General features: G+C 37.6%; 31 protein-coding genes. 25 read left to right on the top strand and 6 right to left on the bottom strand.

Annotation, left to right across the window (positions count from 1 at the left end; translation table 11 throughout):
- Positions 1 to 147: 147 nt before the first annotated feature.
- Both V7164_RS06310 and V7164_RS06305 read left to right on the top strand, forming a co-directional pair.
- On the top strand, positions 148 to 981 hold the full coding sequence (locus tag V7164_RS06310; RefSeq protein ID WP_335347581.1) for an SGNH/GDSL hydrolase family protein: 834 nt from the start codon (positions 148 to 150) through the stop codon (positions 979 to 981).
- Positions 982 to 983: 2 nt separating this feature from the next.
- A complete protein-coding gene (locus V7164_RS06305; RefSeq protein WP_335347580.1) occupies positions 984 to 1,565 on the top strand; it encodes a YpmS family protein in 582 nt (193 codons plus the stop codon).
- A gap of 57 nt (positions 1,566 to 1,622) precedes the next feature.
- On the opposite strand, the gene V7164_RS06300 is transcribed toward V7164_RS06305, so the two are convergent.
- Positions 1,623 to 2,387 carry a DUF4397 domain-containing protein gene (locus V7164_RS06300; protein ID WP_335347579.1) on the bottom strand — a complete coding sequence of 255 codons (765 nt, stop codon included), beginning with the start codon at positions 2,385 to 2,387 and terminating at the stop codon, positions 1,623 to 1,625.
- Positions 2,388 to 2,734: 347 nt separating this feature from the next.
- Between V7164_RS06300 and rsgA the strand changes: the two genes are divergently transcribed.
- The 13 genes from rsgA (at position 2,735) to V7164_RS06235 (ending at position 14,321) form a co-directional block, all read left to right on the top strand.
- Entirely contained in the window at positions 2,735 to 3,802 is a 1,068-nt protein-coding gene (gene rsgA / locus V7164_RS06295; RefSeq protein ID WP_335353672.1) for a ribosome small subunit-dependent GTPase A, read from the top strand.
- A 170-nt stretch (positions 3,803 to 3,972) separates the two neighbouring features.
- A complete protein-coding gene (locus V7164_RS06290) occupies positions 3,973 to 4,194 on the top strand; it encodes a YjcZ family sporulation protein (protein ID WP_335347578.1) in 222 nt (73 codons plus the stop codon).
- Between the two features lie 186 nt (positions 4,195 to 4,380).
- Positions 4,381 to 5,742, top strand: a complete 1,362-nt coding sequence (locus V7164_RS06285; RefSeq protein WP_335347577.1) for an aspartate aminotransferase family protein — start codon at positions 4,381 to 4,383, stop codon at positions 5,740 to 5,742.
- Positions 5,735 to 6,427 carry a CoA transferase subunit A gene (locus V7164_RS06280; protein WP_335347576.1) on the top strand — a complete coding sequence of 231 codons (693 nt, stop codon included), beginning with the start codon at positions 5,735 to 5,737 and terminating at the stop codon, positions 6,425 to 6,427. The genes V7164_RS06285 and V7164_RS06280 overlap by 8 nt, the downstream gene beginning before the upstream one ends.
- Positions 6,412 to 7,074 carry a 3-oxoacid CoA-transferase subunit B gene (locus tag V7164_RS06275; protein ID WP_335347575.1) on the top strand — a complete coding sequence of 221 codons (663 nt, stop codon included), beginning with the start codon at positions 6,412 to 6,414 and terminating at the stop codon, positions 7,072 to 7,074. The genes V7164_RS06280 and V7164_RS06275 overlap by 16 nt, the downstream gene beginning before the upstream one ends.
- A 42-nt stretch (positions 7,075 to 7,116) precedes the next feature.
- The gene (locus tag V7164_RS06270; protein WP_335347574.1) at positions 7,117 to 8,385 is read left to right on the top strand and encodes a peptidase; all 1,269 of its coding nucleotides are present in this window, start codon (positions 7,117 to 7,119) and stop codon (positions 8,383 to 8,385) included.
- 59 nt (positions 8,386 to 8,444) lie between these two features.
- Positions 8,445 to 9,302 carry a putative beta-lysine N-acetyltransferase gene (gene ablB / locus V7164_RS06265; RefSeq protein WP_335347573.1) on the top strand — a complete coding sequence of 286 codons (858 nt, stop codon included), beginning with the start codon at positions 8,445 to 8,447 and terminating at the stop codon, positions 9,300 to 9,302.
- A 101-nt stretch (positions 9,303 to 9,403) separates the two neighbouring features.
- The gene (locus V7164_RS06260) at positions 9,404 to 10,825 is read left to right on the top strand and encodes a sigma-54 interaction domain-containing protein (RefSeq protein WP_335347572.1); all 1,422 of its coding nucleotides are present in this window, start codon (positions 9,404 to 9,406) and stop codon (positions 10,823 to 10,825) included.
- A 204-nt stretch (positions 10,826 to 11,029) separates the two neighbouring features.
- Positions 11,030 to 12,454 carry a lysine 2,3-aminomutase gene (gene ablA, locus V7164_RS06255; protein WP_335353671.1) on the top strand — a complete coding sequence of 475 codons (1,425 nt, stop codon included), beginning with the start codon at positions 11,030 to 11,032 and terminating at the stop codon, positions 12,452 to 12,454.
- Between the two features lie 12 nt (positions 12,455 to 12,466).
- Positions 12,467 to 12,751, top strand: coding sequence for a YokU family protein (locus tag V7164_RS06250; RefSeq protein WP_335353670.1), 285 nt, complete (start codon positions 12,467 to 12,469; stop codon positions 12,749 to 12,751).
- A 110-nt stretch (positions 12,752 to 12,861) separates the two neighbouring features.
- On the top strand, positions 12,862 to 13,056 hold the full coding sequence (locus V7164_RS06245; RefSeq protein ID WP_335353669.1) for a hypothetical protein: 195 nt from the start codon (positions 12,862 to 12,864) through the stop codon (positions 13,054 to 13,056).
- A gap of 165 nt (positions 13,057 to 13,221) precedes the next feature.
- A complete protein-coding gene (locus V7164_RS06240) occupies positions 13,222 to 13,443 on the top strand; it encodes a YozE family protein (RefSeq protein ID WP_335353668.1) in 222 nt (73 codons plus the stop codon).
- A gap of 173 nt (positions 13,444 to 13,616) precedes the next feature.
- Positions 13,617 to 14,321: a hypothetical protein gene (locus tag V7164_RS06235; RefSeq protein ID WP_335353667.1), complete on the top strand. Its 705-nt coding sequence runs from the start codon at positions 13,617 to 13,619 to the stop codon at positions 14,319 to 14,321.
- Here V7164_RS06235 and V7164_RS06230 read toward each other — a convergent pair.
- Complete coding sequence (locus V7164_RS06230; protein WP_335353666.1) at positions 14,318 to 14,485, bottom strand: hypothetical protein; 168 nt, start codon at positions 14,483 to 14,485, stop codon at positions 14,318 to 14,320. The two genes, V7164_RS06235 and V7164_RS06230, sit on opposite strands and share 4 nt — an antisense overlap.
- Before the next feature lie 184 nt (positions 14,486 to 14,669).
- Here V7164_RS06230 and V7164_RS06225 point away from each other — a divergent pair, with 184 nt between their 5' ends.
- Positions 14,670 to 14,843, top strand: a complete 174-nt coding sequence (locus tag V7164_RS06225) for a YozD family protein (RefSeq protein ID WP_335353665.1) — start codon at positions 14,670 to 14,672, stop codon at positions 14,841 to 14,843.
- Between the two features lie 75 nt (positions 14,844 to 14,918).
- Here V7164_RS06225 and V7164_RS06220 read toward each other — a convergent pair whose 3' ends face one another.
- Positions 14,919 to 15,914 carry a 2-hydroxyacid dehydrogenase gene (locus V7164_RS06220; protein WP_335353664.1) on the bottom strand — a complete coding sequence of 332 codons (996 nt, stop codon included), beginning with the start codon at positions 15,912 to 15,914 and terminating at the stop codon, positions 14,919 to 14,921.
- Positions 15,915 to 16,097: 183 nt separating this feature from the next.
- Here V7164_RS06220 and V7164_RS06215 point away from each other — a divergent pair, with 183 nt between their 5' ends.
- Complete coding sequence (locus V7164_RS06215) at positions 16,098 to 16,868, top strand: sporulation protein (protein WP_335353663.1); 771 nt, start codon at positions 16,098 to 16,100, stop codon at positions 16,866 to 16,868.
- A 58-nt stretch (positions 16,869 to 16,926) separates the two neighbouring features.
- On the opposite strand, the gene V7164_RS06210 is transcribed toward V7164_RS06215, so the two are convergent.
- A complete protein-coding gene (locus V7164_RS06210; protein ID WP_335353662.1) occupies positions 16,927 to 17,784 on the bottom strand; it encodes a glycerophosphodiester phosphodiesterase in 858 nt (285 codons plus the stop codon).
- Between the two features lie 247 nt (positions 17,785 to 18,031).
- Here V7164_RS06210 and V7164_RS06205 point away from each other — a divergent pair, with 247 nt between their 5' ends.
- On the top strand, positions 18,032 to 18,340 hold the full coding sequence (locus V7164_RS06205) for a YodL domain-containing protein (protein WP_335353661.1): 309 nt from the start codon (positions 18,032 to 18,034) through the stop codon (positions 18,338 to 18,340).
- A gap of 25 nt (positions 18,341 to 18,365) precedes the next feature.
- On the opposite strand, the gene V7164_RS06200 is transcribed toward V7164_RS06205, so the two are convergent.
- Both V7164_RS06200 and V7164_RS06195 read right to left on the bottom strand, forming a co-directional pair.
- A complete protein-coding gene (locus V7164_RS06200) occupies positions 18,366 to 18,512 on the bottom strand; it encodes a hypothetical protein (protein WP_197414494.1) in 147 nt (48 codons plus the stop codon).
- Between the two features lie 14 nt (positions 18,513 to 18,526).
- Positions 18,527 to 18,655, bottom strand: coding sequence for a hypothetical protein (locus V7164_RS06195; protein WP_335348419.1), 129 nt, complete (start codon positions 18,653 to 18,655; stop codon positions 18,527 to 18,529).
- A 149-nt stretch (positions 18,656 to 18,804) separates the two neighbouring features.
- Between V7164_RS06195 and deoD the strand changes: the two genes are divergently transcribed.
- The 7 genes from deoD (at position 18,805) to V7164_RS06160 (ending at position 25,979) form a co-directional block, all read left to right on the top strand.
- Complete coding sequence (gene deoD, locus V7164_RS06190) at positions 18,805 to 19,509, top strand: purine-nucleoside phosphorylase (protein ID WP_335353660.1); 705 nt, start codon at positions 18,805 to 18,807, stop codon at positions 19,507 to 19,509.
- A 316-nt stretch (positions 19,510 to 19,825) separates the two neighbouring features.
- Entirely contained in the window at positions 19,826 to 20,671 is an 846-nt protein-coding gene (locus V7164_RS06185) for a M15 family metallopeptidase (RefSeq protein ID WP_335353659.1), read from the top strand.
- A 201-nt stretch (positions 20,672 to 20,872) separates the two neighbouring features.
- Positions 20,873 to 22,285 (top strand): S41 family peptidase, encoded by a 1,413-nt coding sequence (locus tag V7164_RS06180; protein WP_438824018.1) that lies wholly within the window; start codon positions 20,873 to 20,875, stop codon positions 22,283 to 22,285.
- Positions 22,286 to 22,672: 387 nt separating this feature from the next.
- On the top strand, positions 22,673 to 23,614 hold the full coding sequence (locus V7164_RS06175) for an LCP family protein (RefSeq protein ID WP_438824016.1): 942 nt from the start codon (positions 22,673 to 22,675) through the stop codon (positions 23,612 to 23,614).
- A 106-nt stretch (positions 23,615 to 23,720) separates the two neighbouring features.
- Positions 23,721 to 24,122, top strand: a complete 402-nt coding sequence (locus tag V7164_RS06170) for a hypothetical protein (RefSeq protein WP_335353656.1) — start codon at positions 23,721 to 23,723, stop codon at positions 24,120 to 24,122.
- Positions 24,119 to 25,048, top strand: a complete 930-nt coding sequence (locus tag V7164_RS06165) for a CobW family GTP-binding protein (RefSeq protein ID WP_335353655.1) — start codon at positions 24,119 to 24,121, stop codon at positions 25,046 to 25,048. The genes V7164_RS06170 and V7164_RS06165 overlap by 4 nt, the downstream gene beginning before the upstream one ends.
- A gap of 112 nt (positions 25,049 to 25,160) precedes the next feature.
- Positions 25,161 to 25,979, top strand: a complete 819-nt coding sequence (locus V7164_RS06160; RefSeq protein WP_335353654.1) for a hypothetical protein — start codon at positions 25,161 to 25,163, stop codon at positions 25,977 to 25,979.
- Positions 25,980 to 26,097 lie beyond the last annotated feature (118 nt).

Raw genomic sequence — 26,097 nt, 5'->3', positions numbered from 1 at the left:
TAATGACATTAAGACTTTACAATAGACCTTTCATAGGTCTATTTTTTTTGTCATGAATATAGATGAACGTGTTATAATAATCAATACGGTAAATAGACGTACCCCCACCTGAAGGATGTCTACGATTTTAAAAAGGCGGGTGAATACATGAGATTCATATTCCCCATGTTCATTATGAGCATACTAATTCTTGCTTCATGCAATATTCAATCCTCTTCGGAAATTGGTAAACTAAATCAAGCAAAACAAACCGTCCTGACGGCAAAAAATATGCCGGCTGAGGATTTTATTCCCCATGACATCACAATTGTTTCTGCTGGAGACTCACTAACTGAAGGTGTAGGGGACAGTACAAATAGAGGTGGCTATATTCCATACTTAAAAGAAAAATTAGAGGAAGATAAGGGAATAAGTGATGCTCATTTTTATAATTTTGGTGTCAAAGGCAATCGTTCAGATCAGCTCTTAAAAAGACTAGATTCAAATAAGATAAAGACTGCAATTGGAGAAGCAGATATCGTCATTGTAACAATAGGCGGAAATGATATGATGAAGGTCGTCCATGAAAACTTTTCAAGTTTAAATTTGAAGGCCTTTCAAAAACAAAATCAACTATTTAAAGATAATTTGGTTGATACGCTCTTCAAGATTCGAAAGGAAAACCCTAGTAGCCTTGTTGTTTTGGTTGGATTATATAATCCGTTCTTTACTTGGTTTGCTAATATTAATGAAATTAATGAGATTGTTGATGAATGGAATACTGAGAGTAAAGAAATCCTTGAAAAATATCCAAATACGTTTTTTGTAGAAATTGATGATCTTTTTCAAAAAAATGCGGAGGATTTACTCTTTACAGATTATTTCCATCCAAATGATAAAGGCTATGAACTTATTGCTGGCCGTGTTTATGATAAGTTGAAAGAAGAAGCTTTAACTAAGCTATCAGAAAGATTTTACACAGTGGGGAATGGAGAGAATTGAAATTGAAGGAACAAAAATGGAAAAAACTCTTTTTCCTTTTATTAGTGATTAACATAATGGTCATCGCAGTGTTATTGGTGGTTGTCAATTCTCCTGTTGAAGATGATCATTATTCACCACAAGACATTGATTTAAATGCACATGTGCCATTTAGAATTCAAACAGATAAGGCTGACTTAAATCAAGTAATCAACCATTATCTTGATAAGGAAGGATTAACGGGGCCAATTGATTACCAAATTTTCTTAGATAATGAAGTTGAGTTGTATGGGTCTGTTCCAGTATTTAGTCAAGAAATACAAATGAAGCTTACATTTGAACCGATTGCTTTAGATAATGGGGATATTCTTCTACAGCAGAAGTCAATATCAGTCGGTCAGCTTCAATTGCCAGTATCTTATGTTTTAAAGTTTGTAAAGGAGAAATATAAAGTGCCCAATTGGGTTACCATACAGCCAAACGAGGAAAGAATCTATGTTTCATTACAAACAATGAAATTGAAAAGCGATATTCATGTAAAGGTTGATGAATTCGATTTGAAAAATGATGATATTCGTTTCACGCTGCTCGTACCGATCAAGTAATAATAATCGATCAAAAAGTATAATGCAAAGGCAGGTCTACCTTTGCATTATGCTTTTTTAATTTTTAACGATGACAACTTCAAGTCCGGGTTCGCTCGTAATGGAACCAACGATAAGGATGGAATATGCCTTGTTGGGCTTTAATTGTAGTTGTGGAATTGGCAGGGCAATATTAGAGGACCCAGCAATTCTTGCTTCGAGGTCCACTGTCGCAGGAGTCAGTCTAATATAGCTTGTATGTTTACGGAAGGATATATTAGAAAAGATAACATCCCTATCCTTAACAGCGATATCTAAGGCAGGTGCATCCGGAGAAAGATGAATGAATCTAATCTTTGTTTCACCTCTAGGCACACGTGGGTCGTCCTCTAGGGCAAGCCACTTCAGATTCTTTACATGCCCAGAAGGAATTAAGGTATAATGTTTTCCTTGCTCAATCGTTACTTTTCGGCTAAGGACGGTCGAAACCATATTGCCTGTTGGATAAATATCAATTTGATGTTTGCCTGCAGGCAAAGAAAGGTAATTACTTACTTCTTTATGGGAGAAATCCTTTAATATCCGAATGCCATCAATATAGATATCTACATTAGGGGCATCAATGGAAGCATGGATGAAACGCACTCTTCCTAGAACGTTTCTATCTTGTTGGTTGGGCAATGTATGAGTACGCATCATTTGAGCTGCCATATTCATATAGTGCAAATGCTTTTGATAATAAGCAATGTGGTTGGAAGGATTTATATATTTATAATAATTTGCAAGCAGGTCATAATAACTAGCCTTTTGTAAAAAATCATGATAATTTTGATTTCGAGACATACCCCTCGCTCCTATCTAGATGTGTATACGTCTATAACTTATGCGAAAGGGCATAGGTTGGTGTCATCTCCTTGTTATTTAACAATCATTTAGGCATAACCAATTTTGGATGTAAAAACACTTTACAAATGGTTAGAAGTTCCATATAATAAAATTAATTAGATGAAAGGCGGGTGAAGTGCAATGACAAAATTATTAATTGTAAGCAATCTCATTGTTTCTAATATTTGCACAGCCCAATCTAATTCTGTTTAATGTGATAGGAATGTTCTTTTTCTATGCTTATTAAACCATGGGCTGTGGTGCCTATGGTTTTTTTATATTTTATTTGCATGGAGGAAGAAAACTTGAATTTAAATTTAATTGGTTTTAATGATTTTTTTGAAAAGGAATTTGAAGCATACAAAATAGAGGGCTATTCAGTAGGACGCGTTTCACTTGAACATAAAAGAATGTATCGGGTTTGGACGGAGAAAGGCGAATTATTGTGTGAAGTGGCTGGAAAGTTTGCTTATATGGCAGCCTCTAGAGAAGATTACCCTGCAGTTGGAGATTGGGTCGTTTTGAAAGCTCGTCATGATGAAGGTCGTGGCACCATTCATAAGGTGATGCCAAGAAAAAGTAAATTTTCAAGAAAAGCAGCCGGTGAAAATACAGAAGAGCAAATTGTCGCTACGAATGTGGATACAATCTTTCTTGTAAATTCTTTAAATGATGATTTAAATTTACGCAGAATCGAAAGATATTTGCTTTTATCATGGGAAAGCGGTGCAAATCCAGTTATTGTTTTAACGAAAGCTGATTTATGTGATGATGTTGAAGGAAAGTTTTCTGAAGTAGAAGGTATTGCAATGGGTGTACCGATTGTTTCGGTTAGTGTGCTGGAGGAAAAAGGAATTGAAGGTCTACAGCCTTATCTTCTCCCAGGAAAATCTATTGCACTGCTCGGCTCATCAGGTGTTGGAAAATCAACCTTAACGAATTATCTGTTAGGTGATGAAAAGCAAAAGGTACAGGATATTCGTGAAGATGATGATAAAGGACGGCATACGACAACCCACCGAGAGTTAGTTCTGCTGCCAGGTGGAACAGTGTTAATCGATACCCCGGGAATGAGGGAGCTTCAGCTTTGGGAAAGTGCTGATGGATTGTTGGAAAGCTTTACAGATATTGAAGAGATAGCAGAGCAATGTAAGTATCGAGACTGCAGCCATACTCGAGAGCCTGGATGTGCTGTTGCACTTGCTATTAATAATGGGTTGCTCGATAGCAATCGTCTTGCGAGCTATAAAAAGCTGCAACGGGAATTGGCTTATTTAGAAAGAAAACAAGATCAGCGGGCACAGCTGGAAGAGAAGAAACGCTGGAAAAGCATAAACATAAGCATGAAAAATTCAAAAAAGAAAATGTATTAATGGTTAGATAATGAGATCTCAGTTTATGAGGTCTCTTTTGCATATTTGAGGCAATTCTTTTATTCTTATGTGTAACTTTGAAAAAATAGGCAAATACCCGTACAGGTCAAGCTCCCAATTCATAAGGTAATATGGAAAAATGCCTTAAAAAAGATGAGGAGTGAAGGAATATGTATTATGGAAGTGGCTTTGGTGCAGATCCTTGCTATCCTGGAGCCGGATATCCAGTAGCTGGTGCTTATGAAACTGGTTATCCTGGTTATGGATATCCAGTAGGGGGTGCCTTTGCTGGACCAGTAGGCGGATGTGGCTTTGGTGGAGGCTTTGCCTTAATTGTTGTGTTGTTTATTCTATTAATCATCATCGGTGCCAGCTGTTTTAGTTTTTGTTAAGACATCTAATATATTCAAGACTGTCTTCGGATTCGGAGCGGTCTTTTTTTATTTTACCTCCCTGTTTCTATCTGCCTATTTTATTTTCGTTTTCTCCATGAAAGATTCAAACATTCTTCTCATATAATCTAGTATTGTCCTAAAGGTAAGAAATTGCTTTCTCAAGTTGATGAAGGGGGAGGGCTTATGATTAAGTCCAATTTAATTAAGCCAGTGCTGGAGAATATATATCCAGTCATTGATTATGGCAAAGGAATATACTTATACGATCAAGATGGGAAGGAATATTTGGATGCATCATCTGGAGCCATTACAGCAAATATCGGTCATGGGGTAAAGGAAATAATTGATGCCATGCATGAGCAGGCTAAGCGGGTTTCATTTGTCTATCGGTCACAGTTTACAAGTGATGCTGCCGAAAAACTTGCACGAAAAATTGCCGAACAAACGATTGGTGACTTAAACTGGTGTTTCTTTGTAAATAGCGGTTCAGAGGCAACGGAGACAGCAATGAAAATTGCTATTCAATATTGGCAAGAAAAGGGAATCCACACAAAGACAAAGGTATTATCAAGATGGATGAGCTATCACGGGATTACTTTAGGAGCCTTATCCATGTCGGGGCATACAGGCAGAAGGGCAAGATTTATTCCGCTTCTTGAAGATTTTCCAGTTATTCATCCTCCCTATTGTTATCGCTGTCCATATAATCGAGAGGCGCCAGATTGCGGGTATGTTTGTGCACATGAGCTTGATACAGTGATAAAACGTATAGGCGCCGAACATATTGCAGCCTTTATTGCTGAACCGATCATTGGAGCTTCTGGTGCTGCTATTACCCCTCCAAAAGGCTATTATCAGGTCATTAAAGAAATTTGTGATAGAAACGGGATTCTTTTTATTGCGGATGAAGTGATGACCGGCTTTGGCAGAACGGGTGCTATGTTAGCCTGTGAGCATTGGGGCATCGAGCCAGATATTGTTGCATTAGGAAAAGGAATGGGTGCCGGGTATGCCCCAATTGCAGCTGCGTTAGTAAGCGAACGGGTGATGGAGCCCATCCTCTCTGGTTCAAAAATCGTCATGAGCGGACATACTTTAAGTGCAAACCCCCAGTCATGTGCAGTTTCCCTAGCTGTTCTTGAATACTTAGATAAAAACGAAATTATTAAAGAGGTTGATCAAAAGGGTAATTACTTAATAGAAAAACTTGCTAAATTACAAGAAAAGTTCCCGTTTATTGGAGATATTCGTGGAAAAGGGCTTATGATCGGGTTGGAATTTGTCCAAAATCTAGAAGATAAAACGCCTTTCCCGCGATCCCTTCTATTTACGCAAAAATTAATCCAGCTTGCGCAAATTTGTGGGTTGATTATCTATCCGGCAGGTGCAGGCATTGATGGAATGAATGGGGATGCCGTTTTAATTGCACCTCCTCTTACGATTACTTTCCAAGAAATAGATGAATTACTAAAGCGTTTACAAATCACTTTTGAATCGTTTGCTGAACAATATTTATCAACTGAGGAGGGGGCAAGTAATGGATAATTCCTTCAAAAAAATAATTTCGATCGAAGCAGCATTAGAGTATTTCACTGATGGAATGACCATCTTGTTTGGCGGATTCGGAGGAATAGGCTCTCCTCCAACGATTATCGATGGGATTCTAGAGAAGGGAATAAGAAATCTTACATTGATTGGGAATGATACTGGATTTCCTCATATTGGGATAGGTAAAATTGTTAGCCAAGGGAGAGCTCGGAAAATTATTGCTTCTCATATTGGATCAAATCCAGTTGCTGGACAATTAATGACAGAAGGAAAACTAGAGGTTGAATTTTCTCCACAAGGAATTCTTGCAGAGAGAATAAGAGCTGGTGGAGTGGGATTAGGTGGAATTTTATCAGATATTGGGATGGATAATGAAATGGTATCCAGCAATAAGCAGAAAATCATTCTCGGCAATAAACAATATCTAGTCGAAACAGCATTAACCGGTGATGTATCCATAGTATTTGCAAAGAAAGCCGACTCGTTCGGAAATCTCATCTACGATAAAAGTGCACGTAATACAAATCCCCTTGTCGCAATGGCAGGAGACATAACCATTGCCGAGGTGGAGGAAATTGTCCCTGTTGGAAGCCTAGATCCAGATGAAGTGGTAACACCAGGAGTTTTTGTTGATTATATTGTTCCTTCAAAAGGAGTGAATTGGAAATGGGCATGGGAATAGATATTCGCAATAGAATTGCTAAGCGCGCAGCAGAGGAGATTAAAGATGGAATGGTCGTGAATCTAGGTATTGGCATTCCATCCCTTGTCCCTAATTATTTGCCTGAACAAATGAACGTTATTTTTCATGCGGAAAATGGCATCACTGGTATGGGGCCAAGCCCAATAAAAGGGGAGGAGGATGAGAATCTTTGTAATGCTGGCGGGTTTCCAGTGACCGTTATCGAAGGTGCATCCTATTGTGATAGTGCTATTTCCTTTGGCATGATCAGACGAGGAAGAGTGGATATGACCATCTTAGGATCACTAGAAGTAAGCGAAAAAGGCGATTTAGCCAATTGGATCGTTCCTGGTAAGAAGGTTCCTGGAATGGGCGGGGCAATGGAACTCGCCCAAAAGGCCAAAAAAGTGATTGTTGTAATGAGTCATACGGATAAGCATGGAAAAGCGAAAATAGTGAAGAAATGCTCCCTTCCATTAACCTCTTCAAGCTGTGTTAACATCATTATTACAGAGATGGCTGCCTTTCAAGTGACGGCAGAGGGGTTAGTGTTAACCGAAATATTCTCACCATATACAATTAATGAAATAAAAGCAAAAACTGGCTGTGAATTTCAAATAAGCGATCACCTTAGATTCATAGATTAACAAAAACAAGCAGAATTTGGTAGCATAGAGAGGAGCGGTGGGATGCAAGGAGGAATAAAGGAATGGCTGAACAGGAATCGAAAAAAAGGGATATATCTTCTTCAAAGACTTGTCCAGGAAGGCAGCATTCGCGGAAATGAAAGCAGAGCTCAGGCGATCATCATTGAAAAGTGCAGAGAGCTCGGTCTTCTAGTTGATATTTGGGAAATAGGCGATGAACAGGTAATGAATCACCCTAAATTCTGTTCTGATCGAAAGGATTTTACAGGAAATCCAAACGTGATTGGGGTCCTTAAAGGATCTGGCGGAGGAAGGTCACTCATATTAAATGGACATATCGATGTAGTTCCAGAGGGGGACCGGAATGATTGGATTCATGACCCTTTTAGTGGCCACATCGAAAATGGAAAATTATATGGCAGGGGATCGACTGATATGAAGGGGGGCTCTGTGGCACTGCTTCTCGCTATAGAGGCCATAATCAATCTTGAGATACAGCTTAAAGGGGATGTAATTTTTCAAAGTGTAATTGAAGAAGAAAGCGGCGGGGCTGGAACTCTGGCAGCTGTGTTAAGAGGGTACCAGGCTGATGGCGCCATTATCCCTGAGCCGACAAATATGAAGCTGTTTCCAAAACAGCAAGGATCCATGTGGTTTCGCATCACAGTAAAAGGACGTTCAGCTCATGGTGGAACTAGATATGAAGGAGTAAGTGCGATAGAGAAAATGGTGCTTGTCATTCAAAAATTACAAGAATTGGAGAAAAGAAGAAATGAGAAAATATTAGACCCCCTTTATCAGCATATTCCTATCCCTATTCCTATTAATATTGGAAAAATTCACAGCGGAGAATGGCCATCCTCTGTCCCTGATATTGCGATCATTGAAGGAAGAATGGGTGTTGCCCCTCATGAACAAATGGAGGATGCTGAGAAGGAGCTGGCAGATGCCTTAGAGGAATTGGTTAAGAAAGATCAGTGGCTAAATGAAAATCGGCCGAAAGTTGAGTGGTTTGGCGGCAGATGGCTGCCAGGAAATTTAGATGAAAATCATCCTCTAATGGAAACAATTTCGGCAGCATTTGAACAAGTAAAAACGACAATGCCGATTATTGAGGCATCTCCATGGGGAACAGATGGCGGAATCCTTTCGGTTGTAGGTAACACGCCTGTCGTTGTATTTGGTCCAGGGGTCACCGCGGCTGCCCATGATGTAAATGAGTATATTTCCATTGACGATATGTTTGAAGCTGCGGAAATCATTGCCTTATCGATCATTAATTGGTGTGGGGTTTACGAGGAAATGGCATAAAAAATTATTTATAAAGGGGCCGGGGGTGGGGCCCCTTTATTAGAAATGAGGAATGTATTATGGAATCAATTGCTGAAGTGCAATTGATTAAAAAAGAGAATTATACGATGAAGGTGTATGTTGATTTGTTTAATAAACGAATTCGTGTAGACGATTTATATGGAGATATTTCACAAGGAATGGCAAAAGCTGAAGAAATGGCAAAAGAGCTGCAAGTGGAAAAATTGATTCTGAAAGGAAGAAGAGAACAATTCCCCTTGCTGATTATGTACGGTTATTCGTGTGAAGCGATGATTGACCGCTATTTTCTGGGCTCTGATATGTTTTTTTTCTGCAAATATTATACAACCGAGAGAAGGACAAGCGTTCACTGGCTAAAAGAAGATTCCATAACAGAAAACGTCATGAAGCTTGAACAATACTTAAAATCAGTGAAACCACCACAGGAATATATTCTTAAGAAGCTCAGCTCAGATGATGCAGAAACTCTTGCAGCCCTTTATCAAGAAGTATTTCAAATTTATCCAACACCGCTTAATGATCCAAATTATATTATTGAAACGATGAAAGAAGGAACAATCTATTATGGCTTCCTGTTCAATGGCAAGATTGTAAGTGCTGCCTCGGCTGAAGTGAATGACTTTTACAAAAATGCAGAATTAACCGATTGTGCGACATTGCCTCAACATCGAAAGCATGGTCTCATGAAAATTTTATTAGAAAAGCTTGAAATAGAATTGAAAGCAAATGGGGTGTACTGTGCCTATTCGATTGCCAGGGCTTTATCATTCGGAATGAATGCAGCACTTCATCAGCTTGGCTACTGCTATAGGGGCAGGCTTACAAATAATTGCTATATTTTCGACAAGCTTGAGGATATGAATGTATGGGTAAAGGACCTTTCTCTAAATAGATGAATTTCATATGATTCTCGGGTGTTGTAAATTGTAAATGCCAGATTTTCGGCATCAAAATGACTAATTTTAGGCACATGCTCATATATATTAGCGGGGAGGGGATGAGAATCACTGAAATACATGTGAAATCAAGAGAGGTTCTCTCTGCAATTTTGAATGGAATAGATGAGGGAATTCATGTAGTAGATATAGACGGGAAGACCATTTATTATAATGAAATTGCCGCGAAGCATGATGGAATGAATGTAGATGAAGTATTAGGAAAGCCGCTGTTAACAGCATTTCCTTCATTAACTGAGCAAACAAGTACACTATTAAAAGTAATCAAAACAAATAAGCCCATTTATAATCAATCACAGTCATATGTTAATGCACATGGCCACCAAATCGATACGATAAATACAACATTGCCTATTAGAGTAAATGGGAAAACGGTTGGTGCAGTTGAAATTGCAAAAGATTATTCCAGACTAAAGCTCCTTTCTGAGAGCTTAATTGATTTACAGAAAAAGATGAAGTCTGCTGCGAAGAGTAAAAGAAAATCTTCTAGCAGCACGCAATACACACTAGACAATCTAATAACTGTGAGTCATGAGCTTATTGAAGTTAAACATGAGGCTAAGAAGCTGGCAAAATCAGACTCTCCCATCATGGTATTTGGTGAAAGCGGTTGTGGGAAGGAGCTATTTGTACAAGGAATTCACCATGCATCTTTAAGAGCCAATGGGCCATTTATTGCTCAGAACTGTGCGGCCATTCCGGAATCATTGCTGGAAAGCATATTATTCGGTACTTCTAAAGGCAGTTATACAGGTGCTGTTGACCGTTCTGGTTTGTTTGAGCTTGCAGATGGAGGCACGCTTTTTTTAGATGAAATTCATACAATGCCTATTGAACTCCAAGCAAAGCTTCTCCGTGTTTTGGAAGATGGGCATGTGAGAAGGGTTGGAAGTACAGCGAGTACCTTTGTTGATGTTCGAATTATTGCAGCGATGAATATTCATCCTCAAAAGGCTATGGAGAGTCAGCAAATAAGGGATGATCTTTTCTATCGATTAAATGTTTTAACCTTCAGGTTGCCTCCATTAAGGGAAAGGAAAGAAGATATCATATATCTGCTCGACCACTTTGTTTCATTCTTTAATAAGGTATTAAAGAAAACAGTTAAAGGTGCGGACAATCAAGTTCTTGAACGATTCCTTGCCTATAAATGGCCGGGGAATGTTAGGGAATTTAAGCATGCCATTGAATACATGATGAATGTATGTGAAGGAGATTTGCTAACCACGGATGACCTCCCTGTGATGATGAAGCAACACTTCCGCACGTTGAAAATAGACGAAAAAAATCACAGCTTATCCTTAAGAGATAATTTGCAGAAGCTTGAAGAAAAGCTTATTATGGATGCTCTTAAGAAATCAGATGGGAATGTTAAACAGGCTGCAAAGCTCTTGGAAATTCCCAGACAGACCCTACAATACAAGATGATAAAGCTCGAAATAAACAAGGTTCACCAGCTTTAACCATATCCTCAATGAATGCCGGATTATCGGCATTTTTTTCTTGGCCTCTTTGCTGAAAAATGCCCTCTCAAAAAAAATCCATAGCTCTAAGCTTTAATAATACAGGACCTATTAAGCCAATTAGGCATAAATTGTATAAGGATTTAATAATTTGGCACAGTACTTGCATGTTTTGTTAATAAGAAATTTTTGAGGAGGAGTACGATGAAATCATTTTTATATAAGCCTGGTCGCCATTGGAAGGATATTGAGCTTTGGAAGGATGTAACTGAAGAGCAATGGAACGATTGGTTATGGCAATTAACAAATACTGTTCGTACGGTTGATGATTTAAAGAAAGTTATTAATCTAACCCCTGCTGAAGAAGAAGGAGTGAGAATTTCAACTAAGACTATTCCCTTGAATATTACTCCTTACTATGCTTCATTAATGAATCCAGATGATCCCCGCTGCCCGATTCGGATGCAATCAGTACCCATTTCACAGGAAATTTACAAGACGAAATATGACCTGGAGGATCCGCTCCATGAAGATGAAGACTCCCCAGTTCCCGGACTAACGCATCGTTATCCAGACCGTGTTCTCTTCCTTGTGACCAATCAATGCTCCATGTATTGCCGCTATTGTACGAGACGCCGTTTTTCCGGACAGATTGGAATGGGTGTTCCTAAAAAACAGCTGGATGAAGCGATAGACTATATTAGAAATACCCCACAGGTTAGAGATGTTCTCATTTCTGGCGGTGATGGGCTTTTGATTAATGATAATATATTGGAATATATTTTAAGAAACCTGCGCGAAATTGATCATGTTGAAATTATTCGAATTGGAACAAGAGCGCCTGTCGTGTTTCCGCAAAGAATTACCGAAAACCTCTGCAATATTTTGAAAAAATACCACCCAATCTGGCTAAATACTCATTTCAATACATCGATTGAAATAACAGAAGAATCGAAAAGAGCCTGTGAGATGCTGGCAAATGCTGGTGTACCAGTTGGAAATCAATCTGTGATACTCGCTGGAATAAATGACAGTGTACCAATTATGAAGAGACTTATGCACGACCTCGTAAAAATTAGGGTCCGTCCATATTATATTTACCAATGTGATTTGTCTGAGGGAATCGGACATTTCCGTGCACCTGTTTCAAAGGGGCTAGAGATTATTGAAGGTCTTCGTGGGCATACATCAGGTTATGCCGTTCCAACCTTTGTCGTTGATGCTCCTGGAGGCGGTGGAAAAATAGCCCTGCAGCCAAATTATTTAATATCACAAAGTGCAGATAAAGTAGTTCTCCGAAATTTTGAGGGAGTTATTACGACTTATCCAGAACCAGAGAACTATGTTCCGGGTCGCGCAGAAGGATACTTTAAGGAAGTGTATCCAGATATGGATGAGAAGCGATCAAAGGTTGGTATCGCTGCATTAATGAATGATCAGAAATTTAACCTTGTCCCTGAAGGCTTAGTACGACTTGAGCGCCGGGAAAAATATGAGGATGATCCATCACACGTATCATTAAAGAATAAAAGAGAAAAGCGGGATCATCTAAAAGAGAAGAAGTTCATGGCACAGCAAGTGAAGCAAAAACCTGTTGAATCAGATATAAAAGCAATTGTCAGCGAATAAGGGGGGAATTTAGTGAAGGAAACATGTGCCTGGTGTGATAGTGAAAAGATTAAAACCGGAAACGGGGATGTTTATTGGGAGCTGCCCGATGGTTCAAGAGCGATAAAAATTAGTGAGGTCCCTACCGTCTTTTGTCACGATTGTCAGATGGAATACCAAACAGATCAGCTAATTAAAGAAATTGATGACCAATTGTTTCTGATCAATACGAGAGAGATCGGCCAAGAAACAACTTTTACAAATTTAATGGCGCAGCCTAGATTATTGAAAAGAAATTATTTTGATTTTTCAACGTAATATTGTGATTTATCTCATAGTTCACAAAGAATTCACGTTTTATACACAAACTTCGTTTCCTCTCTCTTTATAATGAATACAGGGGATATTCATTTACTTAGGGAGGAAGAATGATGGAACTAACTTTAATGCTTATGCTTGCAGTTGCTATGTTTGCTTTATTTTTCTGTGGATTTTATGCAGGTGTGATTAAAGAAAAATATGGAAAAAATTGGCTGCAAGCTGTTCCGATTACAGTAGCGATATTAATGTTTAATATTATTTGGATTCTGACTGAATTAGCTAAATCATCACGCTATCAGTAACTGCTTAGTCAGCATAGATGTTATAGCTTCACATGCACATAGGAAGAAGCAACCTAATATTAGGTTGCTTTTTCTATGGACGAAAACTCAGTTTTTCGCGTATAGTATGTATACGATATATAACAATAATAGATCATTCATTTTATTTCCAAAGAGGCGGTTATAATGGCAAAAACTTTTTATCATTTTTTAATGAAATATCGGCATCCATCACCAAAGGATCGGATTAGCCACTTTGCAAATCATGCATATTTAGATCACGACTTTCCAAAGACATCATCAGATTATCATGAAATCAGCTTATATTTAGAGTTAAATGGCGCATACATGGACGGAATGGCGGTTTTTGATGAAGCATGGGAATTATATATAATATCAGAAGGATAGGCAGGGAAACTCTTTAGGAGTAGCCCTTTTTTTGTGTTCACCTTCAATTTGTTTGACATTTCCGCTTTCTATTCATTTTTAATCAGTTTTTCTATATACGGACCGATTTTTCCTATCCTTGCATATAATATTGTAATTAAATTTCACGACTCACACCTGGAAGGATGGAGGAAATGAGCGATAGGAAAAAGTCAAAATATAATATCGGTGATACAGTCGTGATCACTATATATGGAACAGTTGGGAAAATTACAGATGTTAAATGGCTTGATGGAATGTATGTATATGAGGTGAATAAAAGCGAAGGTCTTTTTATGGAATCCAGTCTCAAAATGCTCTCTGAGTTTGAAGGAGAATTAATCGAGAAGGAGCATATTGATATAGAATACAAGTACTTTTTTGGCGATTTAGTTCAAGTAAAAGGCTATGGATCGGATCTGTTTAAGGTTGTAGGGTTTAGGACAGAAATTTGGCGTTATAAGGAAGATGCTTGGGAGGATATTATTTATGAGCTCACGAGAGTCAGTGATGGTGAATGGCTTGAGGCAGGGGAAGAGGAATTAACCATTGTTGCTGATGCGGAAAGCGCGGATGCTTTCATCCAAAAGCTAGGGCTATTATATTTGCTGAATAAAAAAGAAAAACTGCCTAATTCATTAGAACAAAAAGGAGCGGCCTCCAATTTCCGAAAAACTGAAAAAGAAATACTGGCTAGTATACGTGAAAGAAAACTATTGATTGATGGTTTATTAGATATATATAATGACTACCGAATTCTATATGAAATGTTTCGTGATGAAGACTATAAACATATCATGCGAATTATTGTCAGAAAACTAAAGCAGATTTCCAGTAATGATGGAAAGAGCACCGTTTAGCTTTGATTACCGAAAATGAACAATAGATAGGCGATATATGGAACACCCAAAAATAGAATGATCTTAAACATGACTTTTAATACTTGACTGTACGACTTAATAATGATGCTTTCTTCATTGTTTACATCCTCTTTAATGACTGCCGCAAATCTGGAAATACTCATAGTTTTTCTCCTCCAATGATAGAATTTAGCACCAAAAACTTTTTCTTATGGACATATATATGCTTGTCAGCAATAAAAATGTCAGGAGAAAAATTAATTTAAAGGAAAAGCTTACTTGAAAATGACTAATGTTAGCATGAATTTTAGGAGAACGTCATACATTCTCTACAAAGGGGGCGGTGCTGTGAGAGAAATTGAGGTTATTATTGATACGGAGGAAATAGCAGATTTTTTCTTTCATGAGCTAACAAGAAGAGGTTATGTGCCTGCTGAAAATGAACTAGAGGAATTGGCAGATATCGTTTTTGATTATTTATTGCAAAAGTGCATTATCGATGAAGAAATTGACCATGATTAATATAGAAAAAATGACGAGAGTTCTCGTCATTTTTAGCTAAAAGCGAAGATTATATTGTATTACATAATGAATGATCTATTCCTTTGATTGATAGGCCTCTTGATTGACAAGATTAGGAGGCTTTTTTCCTTGTAACCCATCTGTTAAGTTTCTCGCTGCAAGCTCCCACATTTTCGTCCTCGTCTGAATACTGGCACTGCCGATATGAGGAAGAGTAACTACATTAGTGAACTGCAATAAAGAATGATCAATTGGGATGGGCTCCTGTTCAAAAACATCTAGTCCCGCACCCCAAATCATTCCCTCTGATAAGGCTTGTACAAGATCCGCTTCGTTTACAATGCCGCCTCTCGCTGTATTGATTAGTATCGCGGTCTTTTTCATTTGTTTCAATTCTTTTAATGTGATCATATTCTTAGTTTGATTAGTAAAGGGTGTAAGTACACAAACAAAATCTGATGTTTGCAATAATGTATCGAGGTCAGCATATTGAATACCAAGCTCGGCTTCTACTAACGGCTTAGGAGTTCTGCTATAATATAATATGTTCATATTAAAGCCTTTCGCTCTTCTGGCTACAGCTGCTCCAATTTCACCTAAACCAATAATCCCTAATTTTGATCCGTATACATCCATTCCAGTCAGATACATTGGTGACCATGTTTTCCAATTTCCTTCACGTAAGCTATTAGATGCTTCAATCAATCTTCTTGAAGTTGCAAGTAAAAGCGCAAATGTAAGATCAGCCGTTGTTTCAGTCAATACACCGGGTGTATTCGTAACTATGATTCCCCGAGAACTAGCTTCCTCTATTTGAATATTATTATAGCCGACAGCTAAATTGCTAATTACCTTAAGATTGCTGCCTTGATCTAGCACCTCCTTATCAATATTCTCAGTAAGTAAACTAAGCAAACCATCATATTGATGGATAATATCCAGTAATTTCTCTCTTGGTATTTCCTCATCCTCTGAATCCCAAATATCAACTTGAAAGTTCTCATTTAAGTAATCTAACACATGCTGAGGAGGCTTTCGCGTAATAAATAGCTTCTTGTTAATAAAAATCATCCCCAATCAAAAAATGAAATTTATTGAAAATTTTGTTCAATTAAAATTATTGTATCATTACCCTATCAATCATGTAGGTAGATAAATAAAGATTTCCGAAATAATTTTTATATTTATGAAACCTTTAAATTAAGAGATTCGTATTATTCTTGATTGAGCGACTTAATAAAGGAGGAGTATGGAATGTCATTTTTTAATAAAGTTTTGGCAAGTGTTGGAATTGGGTCAGCAAAGGTGGATACGAAGCTAGTTCAGGATACAGTTACACCAGGCGGTGAAATTAGAGGGGTTGTTGAAATTCGGGGAGGAAATGTAGAACAAAAGATTGATGCTATTTACTTGTCAATTAACACAACCTATTTGAAGGAGTCAGATGATAAAAAGTACACAGTCACAGGTTTAATTGACCGTTTTCAAATTACTGCATCATTTAATCTCCTGGCTAATGAACGTAAAGAAATCCCATTTTCCTTCATCATTCCATCAGATACTCCACTATCTATCGGTAAGACAAAGTTATGGGTTTCGACAGGCCTGGATATTAAAAATGCAGTTGATCCTACAGATAAAGATTATCTTCGGGTTGTACCTAATGAACTTATGGATTCTGTATTTCAAGCAATAAATAGTTTAGGCTTTCGGTTGAGGGAAGCAGAATGTGAATACGCATCTAGCCGATTCCGTAGAAGATTACCATTTATTCAAGAGTTTGAATTCGTCCCATCCTCTGGTCCATTCCGAGGCCGTTTGGATGAATTAGAAATTACCTTTTTCCCAATTTCAAGCAATGAAATTGAAATATTAATGCAGGTTGACAGGAAAGTAAGAGGATTAGGAAGCCTATTTTCCGAAGCACTTAATCTAGATGAATCACATGTGCGGTTCTCTGTAAACCGAGCGGATATACCGAATATGCAGCAAAGAATTCAATCTATCATTCAGCAATACTCATAAATTGATACAAAAAAATGAGCCCTGTGATTCAAATTAGGGCTTATTTTTTTTGAATTAACTATTCTTTAATAACGGGAGAAATAAAACTAGTAAACTTATAGCTTGGCTTTCTAAATTCTTCGTCAGATATAATGCCGTGTACGCCTAAACGCTGCATGACTGGGAATTGGTACTGCTTTTTAATTGTCCAGGAAAAAATATCAAACCCTAATAATTGTGCCTTATTAATAAAGGCTTTCGTTAATAATTGGTGATGAATGGATAGGAAGGAGGCATAAGGCCTATATGATGCCAATTGCAGTAAATCTAAAGGCTTGTTTAATAATAGTCCAGTTGCAATGTCAGGCACAAGTTCCTTTAATTGTTTCAGCTCGTTAATGTTAAAGGATTGAACTTTTACTGTTTCCGGATCTAACCCATTATTAATATGGTCGTTTAATATATTTGATAGAATATCTATCATTCCCGGCTGTTTATCAGGAGACTTTACATCAATTAATATGCCAATTTTCTTACCAAAGATATAGAGTATTTCTTCAAGCAGTGGAATCCTTTCATCCGTGAAATCTTTCGAAAACCATGATCCCGCATCAAGCATTTTCAATTCCTTCACTGTGAAATCACCGATATACCCTGCCCCGTTAGTCGTCCTTTTTACATCCTCATCATGAATAACAACTAATTGCTCATCCTTACTTAGCCTTACATCAAGCTCAATATAATCAAAACCAAGATCAACCGCTTTTTGAAAGGAAGCAATTGTATTTTCAGGAGCATAATAGGAGGCACCCCGATGAGCAATAGACTTGAATGGGTGTAGTGGCTGCAGATAATAAAATAGGTTAGAAGTCACTAACCAAAGACCAAGAAAGATGCAGGTTAAAACAGGTCTTTTAATAGGCGAAGTTATGATCATTTCAAAGCCCCCTTTATCATGTTTTTATATTATATGAAACTATCTTCTGAAATGTAAGCGCTTTCTTTAGAAATAATCCTTTGTTCGACAAAAGTAGTATTTTTTTGATGAAGGAAACGACAAAGGAAGTATCTAATAGAAAGTGTATGTTTATCAGAAATATTTGAATATTTTATTATATTTTACTTAAAATACTCCATCTTATCAATACATGGGAAATAAATTATTTCTTGAGGAGGAATAAAAAATGTTAAAAGAATTAACTAGGGTTAAAAGGAAGGAATACGATGTCACGATATTCCAAACGCCTGAATTTCGACAAAATAAAGGATATCGACAAGTTTACCGATTAACTGTGCAGGCATCGGACCATGTTGAATGCATCAATTCGGTCTTTTCGACATTTAATGTTCACGATCGAATACCTAATGATTTTAATGGAAGATTTATTTCAACAGGGGATATTTTGAATATTGATGAAGGGCGGAAAGGGCAATATTATTTTCAATTAAAACCGGGAGGCTGGCAGGAGATTAATCGTATTCATATTAGGTAGGAAGGGGAGAGCAGCTATGCTCTCCTTATTCAATGTTAGAACCAGGACCATTTTTCCTTCCTTGAGCAGTGAATTCTTTACCGTGAGCTTCTTGTTCAGCGATAATTGCTTCCTTCGGAATGTGATTATTTTTTTTGGGTGAATTGATTCGATTTCGATGTTTTTTACCCATTTGCAGGCTCCCCTCTATTTCTTACTAATTGTTTTAACTGTTTTTGATGTATTAGGCTCTGTATTTGATCTTGATGTTGGGTTTGTTTCATTCGCGTGTTGAACAGCCTGTCTAAGTTTTTTACTCATTTTTTCCTGTGCCACTAATCAACACCTCCTGATTTGGCTAAAGATAGCTTTCCCGTAAGCGTAAAAAAAATGCTGGAGGAATAGAACGTTTTAAAGCTGGGATATATTATGGTATAGTGAGGTAGGGATTTTTACCCTTCGAGAAAATTTGGGAGGCTTAATTTATGAGTATACATATTGGTGCGAAAGAAAATGAAGTTGCTGAAACAGTCCTTTTACCTGGGGATCCTTTACGTGCAAAATATATTGCTGAAACATTTTTGGAAAATGCCAAATGCTATAATGAAGTACGAAATATGTTTGGATATACAGGTACATACAAGGGCCATCCTATCTCTGTTCAAGGAACTGGTATGGGTGTACCATCGATTTCTATCTATATAAATGAACTGATGCAAAGCTATAATGTTCAAAATTTAATCCGTGTCGGTACTTGTGGGGCTATTCAAAAGGATGTAAAGGTGCGGGATGTGATCCTGGCAATGACAGCTTCAACAGATTCTCAAATGAATAGGATTACATTTGGAGGAGTCGATTATGCTCCTACAGCTAATTTTGATTTACTTAAACGTGCTTATGAAGCAGGAGTGCAAAAAGGTCTTCAGCTTAAAGTCGGAAGTGTATTTACAGCAGATATGTTCTACAACGATAATTCTGAATTAGAAAAATGGGCAAAATATCAAATTTTGGCCATTGAGATGGAAACATCAGCTCTTTATACGTTAGCGGCGAAATTTGATCGAAACGCATTGTCCGTCTTAACGGTTAGCGATCATATTTTAACCGGGGAGGAAACAACTGCTGAAGAAAGACAAACAACCTTCAATGAAATGATCGAAGTGGCTCTTGAAGCCGCGATAAAAGAATAATAAATGAATGGAACTGGTTTAGCTTTTTGAACCGGTTCTTTTTTTTGTATAGCTCCACAAGGAACGCTTCGGCAGCATTATCATCGCACGAGTAAAAGCGATAGATTTTAGGGGGAGCACCTACCCCCTCGAGGTCACAAGCCAATCCTGAAAGGTAGAGCTCACCTTTCCGTGAGGATCGTCTTGTGCTTGTCGGGGGTGACCAAGGTGCTTGCGCTTTTCTTTTTCAAATATATGGTACAAAACAATCTCTGAAAAAAGTTCTTTTTCATGTTAAAATAATAGGCGGAAAAAGTAATCAAAGACAGGTGAAAAAATGAAAAAGATTGTTGTTTTAACTGCATTATCTTCCATTATGCTTGCAGGCTGTAATCAGCTTCAGCCATATTTAGAGAAGATTCCTTTTTTACAAAAGGAAGAGACAGCTTTGGAAGAAAACAAGCAGCCAGAGGAAGGTACGGTTAAGGAAGAGGAAGGCGGAACTGCCAAGAAGAACGACAGCCAGGAAAGTGATATTCCTTCTCTTAAAGCAAATTATTTTAATGAGATAGTGACTGTTGATGGAAAGCGGATCATTCAAAATCCAACGAATCATATGGTTTTAGTAAACAAACAATATTCTCTTCCAGATGGGTATGCCCCAGAGGATTTGATCATGCCAGCTGTTATGTTTTCGTTCGGCGAACAGGATATAGAAAAAGCCTATTTACGGGACGCAGCAGCTAAAGCGCTTGAAGCTATGTTTACAGAAGCAAAGAAGCAAGATATACATTTATTTGCCGTATCCGGATATCGTTCATTTGATAGGCAGAGGGCCGTTTTTGATGCAGAAGTAATCAAATATGGAGAGGAAAAGGCTATACAGGCGGTAGCCATTCCAGGAAGCAGCGAACATCAAACGGGATTAGCTATGGATATCTCCAGTCAAAGTGCCAACTTTGAGTTATCAGAAGAATTTGGTGAAACGATGGAAGGAAAATGGGCAGCTGAAAATGCTCATCGATTTGGTTTTATACTTCGTTACCCTAAAGGGAAAGAAGAAATCACCGGTTATAAATTTGAACCTTGGCATTTCCGGTATGTAGGTAACGAAGCAGCAGCTGTTATTTTTGAAAAACAGCTTACATTAGAAGAATATTTTGAAATTGTGAAGAAAATATAGGAGGGGTCAGACGAGATGTCTGGCTTCTTTTTTATAAATTTTCTTCATTTATGTATTTTCTTTGTGCTTTTTATTGGAGTAATGGTATTCTATTCATTAAGGATTTCACTGAGAAATTTTTGGTTATGAAAGTGGTGAGAAGTTTTGCAAGATAAAGATGTCAATCAAGAACCACCGGTTAAACAATCAGGCTTTATTCGTATGAAAAATTTCCATTTTGTTATGCTCGTGTTTGTTATTGTCTTTTTATCAGTAGGGATTACAGCATTTGCACTTCCTTTTGGCGGTGAAAAGGCCGTAGATAAGGGTGCTTTTGATCGTAAAGAATTTGAAAAACTATATGCGGCATTTGATACGTTGAACAATGCCTATTTTCAAGAGGTTGATCAGGATAAATTAATCAATGGCGCCATCAATGGCATGGTTGATGCACTCGATGATCCATATTCGGATTATATGACGGTAGATGAGGCTAAAAGCTTCCATCAAAGCATTTCTTCTTCTTTTGAAGGCATCGGTGCAGAAATTCAGGAACAAGCCGGATTCATTGTTATTGTGACTCCAATTAAAGGCTCTCCCGCTGAAAAGGCTGGTTTAAAACCGAATGATAAAGTACTATCCGTTGATGGGAAAAGTATTCAAGGTATGAGTGCCACCGAGGCAGTTACTTTAATAAGAGGGAAAAAAGGGACAAAGGTAGAGCTGTCCATTCAAAGACCAGGTATGGAGGAAGCATTATCTGTTCCGATTATTCGTGATACGATTCCAATTGAGACTGTTTATGGCGAGATGCTGGAGGATGGGATTGCAAAGGTCCAAATCACTTCATTTTCCGAGAACACGACAAAGGAATTAATCGAAACCTTAAATGAATTACAAAGTAAAGGGATGAAGGGAATTGTGCTTGATCTAAGGCATAATCCCGGCGGTCTTTTAGAACGGGCAATAGAGATTTCCAGTCTTTTTGTTCCTGAAGGGAAAACGATCTTCCAAATCGAGGATCGAAATGGAAATCGAGAGGAAGTTAAGTCTAAAGGGTCAAAAAATCCAAATATTCCTTTGGTTGTCGTTATTGATAAAGGAAGCGCAAGTGCTTCTGAAATTCTTGCTGGTGCAGTTAAAGAGTCAGCAAATGTATCTTTAGTTGGTGAAAAGTCATTTGGCAAAGGTACGGTGCAGCGTGCAGAAGATTTTTCAGATGGATCTAATTTGAAATTTACAACCGAGAAATGGTTAACCCCGAATGGTAATTGGATACATAAAAAAGGAATTAACCCTGATTATGAGGTTACACTGCCTGATTATGCTTCATTACCTGTCATTGATCCAGATCAAGAATTAAAGTTAAGCTCTTCCTCTGCACAAGTAAAGGTTGCTCAGCAAATGCTTAAAGCCATTGGCTTTGACCCAGGAAGAGAAGATGGATTCTTTGATGAACAAACAAAGTCTGCAGTAGAAAAATTCCAGACGGCCGAAAAACTTGAGGTCAACGGCGTATTAGATGGAAGTTCAACTTTGAAATTAATGGAAAAGGTCAGAGAAAAGCTAAATAAAAATGATACGCAAATTCAAAAAGCTTCTGAAATATTGAAACAACAGCTAGGATCTAAATAAAGTGAAACTACAATCAGTGAGGGGTTCTTTCATCCCCCACTGATTGTTAGTTGCGGCCCACAGGATGTGGGGTCACACAGACGTTGCCACAGGACGTGGCGCTCTTAGACTGTGTTCAAATAATCGGGCCTTTACGGGCTGTTGATCCCCACTTAGAAATTTATGTTTTACTCAACTTCTTGAAGTGGGGGTCTTACTGCCCGTTAATCTGCGATAATTTTGTAAAAAGCACTTTCAGCTGAAAGTGCTTTTTTGCATTAGAAAAACACACCGGGTATAGAAACATCGCTTCCATCCAACAATTAAATTAAGGCAGTCTAAGATTTTGCTCCCTTTATTTTTTTAAAAAAATAAATCATAAATAAATGCTCCATGTAAAGAGGTGATGTGTTGATTAAACGATGGTTCATTTTATTTCTCATTTGTGGTGGGCTAACTGCGTGTACATCCTTTTCCTCTGAAAGAAATCATAAAGAAGATGATCTTCCCAAACCGAAGAATGTTATAGAAAAAGTAATTGAAAAAAACATTCCATCTATACCGCCAGAGCCATTAAAAATGGCAAAAGAGCCAAAGAATTTTTTATTAATTGGCGTTGATAGCAGGAGAGAAGGAAATTCACGTTCTGATACGATTATGCTTGCTCGGTATGAGCCAGTTAATAAAAAGATTAAACTTGTTTCCTTGATGAGAGATAGTTATGTGAAAATTCCAATTCATCCATTGACCTATAGCAAGCTCAATCATGCATATTCTCTCGGAGGAAAGGACTTGCTTAAACAAACGGTTGAACAAAACTTTGGAGTAACCATTGATCATATTGCCGTCATTGATTTTAAAGGATTTATTAGCATAATGAACACAATTGCCCCTGATGGTCTTGAGGTTGAGGTTTCTCAAGCGATGATTGACGATATGAATTTAAGTGTAAAGCCAGGAAAGCAAAAACTTCACGGTGAAGAGCTTCTTTCCTTCGTAAGATTTAGGCATGATGAAATGAGTGATTTTGGAAGGGTGAATAGACAGCAGGAGGTTCTCATTTCATTAAAGGATCAGGCCATTAAACAATTTGCAACGATTGATGGAATAGCAAAATTCCCAGAAATGATTAAGCACACGATGCATTATGTAGAAACAGACTTGAAGTTCGATGATGCCTTTTCTCTCGGTGCCAGCTTTCTGTTAAATCCGGTTAATGATGTTCAAACATTAAGAGTACCCATTTCCAACAGTTTTGAAAATAAACAATATCGGCATGCAGGATCTGTTTTACAATTGGATTTTATGGAAAATGAAGAAGCGATTAAGGATTTTTTACATGAAAAATGAGAAAGCGGGCTCATGCCCGTTTTCTTATTTCTGGGTCTTTACAATTGTAACGTTCAAGAAAATCAGATAAAATGTGTCTTTAGGCATAGTGTGAAGAGGTGATTTCTTGAAACAAATTGTTCACCTAAATGAACAGATTAGACAAGAGGTAGCTAGGATTGAGGAACAGTGCGAAAATTTAGGAAGAAAGCTTCAAGGAAAATATGAAGACGATTTTCGTATACTGACTGAATCGTTAATGATTGAGCTTATACGTGAAAAAAAAGGAAAATCTGCGTCAAAGGAAGATCTATTTTTAGATAGCTATAACTCTTATTTAGAAATAGGTGTAGAAAAAAATGGGGTATATTATCCTAATGGCTATATTCCTATTTGGAAATGCAAGATGGAAATGTTTCACCCTGTAGGCTATTTAATAAATTTAAACATGAGTTCTTTAGAGAAGAAATTGCAAAAGATGATCGTAGAAATATATGAGGATCATAGGAGAGAGCGGGAAGATACATGATTAAGACGGATATATATGTATTGGCAGGGTTTTTGGGCAGCGGGAAAACAACCTTATTAAAGCAGTTATTAATCGAGGAAAAGAAGCAAAATCGAAAAGTAGCAGTCATGATGAATGAGCTTGGAAAGGTATCAATTGATTCAGACGCAATTGAAGAGGATGTTCCACTTAAAGAACTGCTGGATGGATGTATTTGCTGCTCCATTCAAGATAAGTTAGAGGCTCAGCTTCAGGGGCTGCTAATGGTTGAAAAACCAGAGGTTATTTATATAGAAGCAACAGGTGCGGCACACCCAGTTGAGGTATTAGATGCAGTACTCTCGCCGTTATTCGCAGATAAAATCCATGTAAAAGGTATTATATCAGTAGTTGACGGTATGAGGTGGCTTAACAGGAAAACATTGGGTCCTCAAGTACAGCAATTATTAATGGAACAAGTCAGGCACGCTGATTTAATTCTGTTAAACAAAACTGATGTCTTAACTGAAGCAGAGCAAGCAAAACTATCAATGGAAATACAGGCACTAAATTCTCATGCTTTTTCCGTGTTAACTGCATTCTCAAAAGTACCTATCGAGTATATAAAGAATTTGTCATTTAGTACAAAAGATAAACCGGCGAATTCCCATGTAAAGAAGGAATTAAAGTTAAGCTCTTATGTTTATAAGTTTGAAAAGCCGGTGGATCAAGGTGAATTTGAAAACTTTTTAAGAAATCTTCCTGATACGATGTACCGGATAAAAGGGTATATTAAATTTTCTTATTCGAAATATCCTTTTCTCTTTCAATTTTCATACGGCATGCCTGTCTATTTGCAGGAAAATATGAATATGCCCCTTAACTTAGTTTTTATAGGTGAAAAGATAAATTGGCAGGAGATAGAAAGCCAGTTGGAAATATTAGAGAAAAAAGAATCAAGCTCCTAATCAAATCGTGTGATCAACACGATTTTTTGTATGAAAATGAATACATGGGTCGATTTTTTGGAAGACTTTCTTAGAGGAATAAGAAATTAAACTAAGAAATTGAGTGGAGAAAATGAAATTTTTCATTGCATTTCTACTGTTTTTATCTGCATGTACCTATGATACAAATGTTCAGGCAAATGAAAACATGGTGGGACATCAAATCGAAATACTCCCGTGGGATCAGGTAAATAAGATTTTGCCTAAGTACTCAAAGTTCACTGTCATGGATGTAGAATCAGGTAAAAAGTTTAAAGTACAAAGAAGAGCTGGCAGTCATCATGCCGATGTACAGCCATTAACATCAAATGAAACAAAAATAATGAAGGAAATCTATAATGGAAAATGGAGCTGGAAGAGGAGAGCGATAATCGTTATTCATAAAGGACAATGGATTGCAGCCTCCATGCATGGGATGCCTCACGGTGCTGGTGCTTTGCAGAATAACTTTCCTGGTCACTTTTGTATTCATTTTCATGGCAGTACGACACATCGGACAAACTTTATGGATCTATCGCATAAATTAATGATATTAAAAGCAGCCGGAAGGCTTAAGGAATACGCTGGCAATGCGGACCCTTATGAAATAATCAGTGCTTATATAGCAGGGTATAAACAGCAGGATGCTAGCATCGTATCTGCCTTTTCGCTGCAAGAAACGAAAGGGAAAGGCAATCTCAAGAAGATTGAAAATATTAATTTGAACAGGATGGCCATTTTACCTGTCGAGGATCTAACTAACGAATTAAACATCGAAGTACCTGTAGAAATAGATATGATCATTCGTAATAAAGGAAGAAAAAGCTTTAATGGAAACATATATTTAGTGCGATTTTCACATGCAGATGCATGGAAAATAGATACCCTTCGGTTTATGCAGGATATACAATAAAAAAACTTGAGATTTTCTCAAGTTTTTTCTGTCTAGCTCCAGCGCCTACCCCCGCCGTACAGGACGTACTAGTGTCGACAATGCGACAGGACAAGGAAGGCTTCGGAAGCGTAATCAT

The sequence above is a fragment of the Bacillus sp. JJ1474 genome, assembly GCF_036965225.1.
Taxonomy (GTDB): Bacteria; Bacillota; Bacilli; order Bacillales; family Cytobacillaceae; genus Cytobacillus.
Note: the sequence above shows the minus strand (reverse complement) of the source record. Positions and strands in the feature narration are given on the sequence as shown.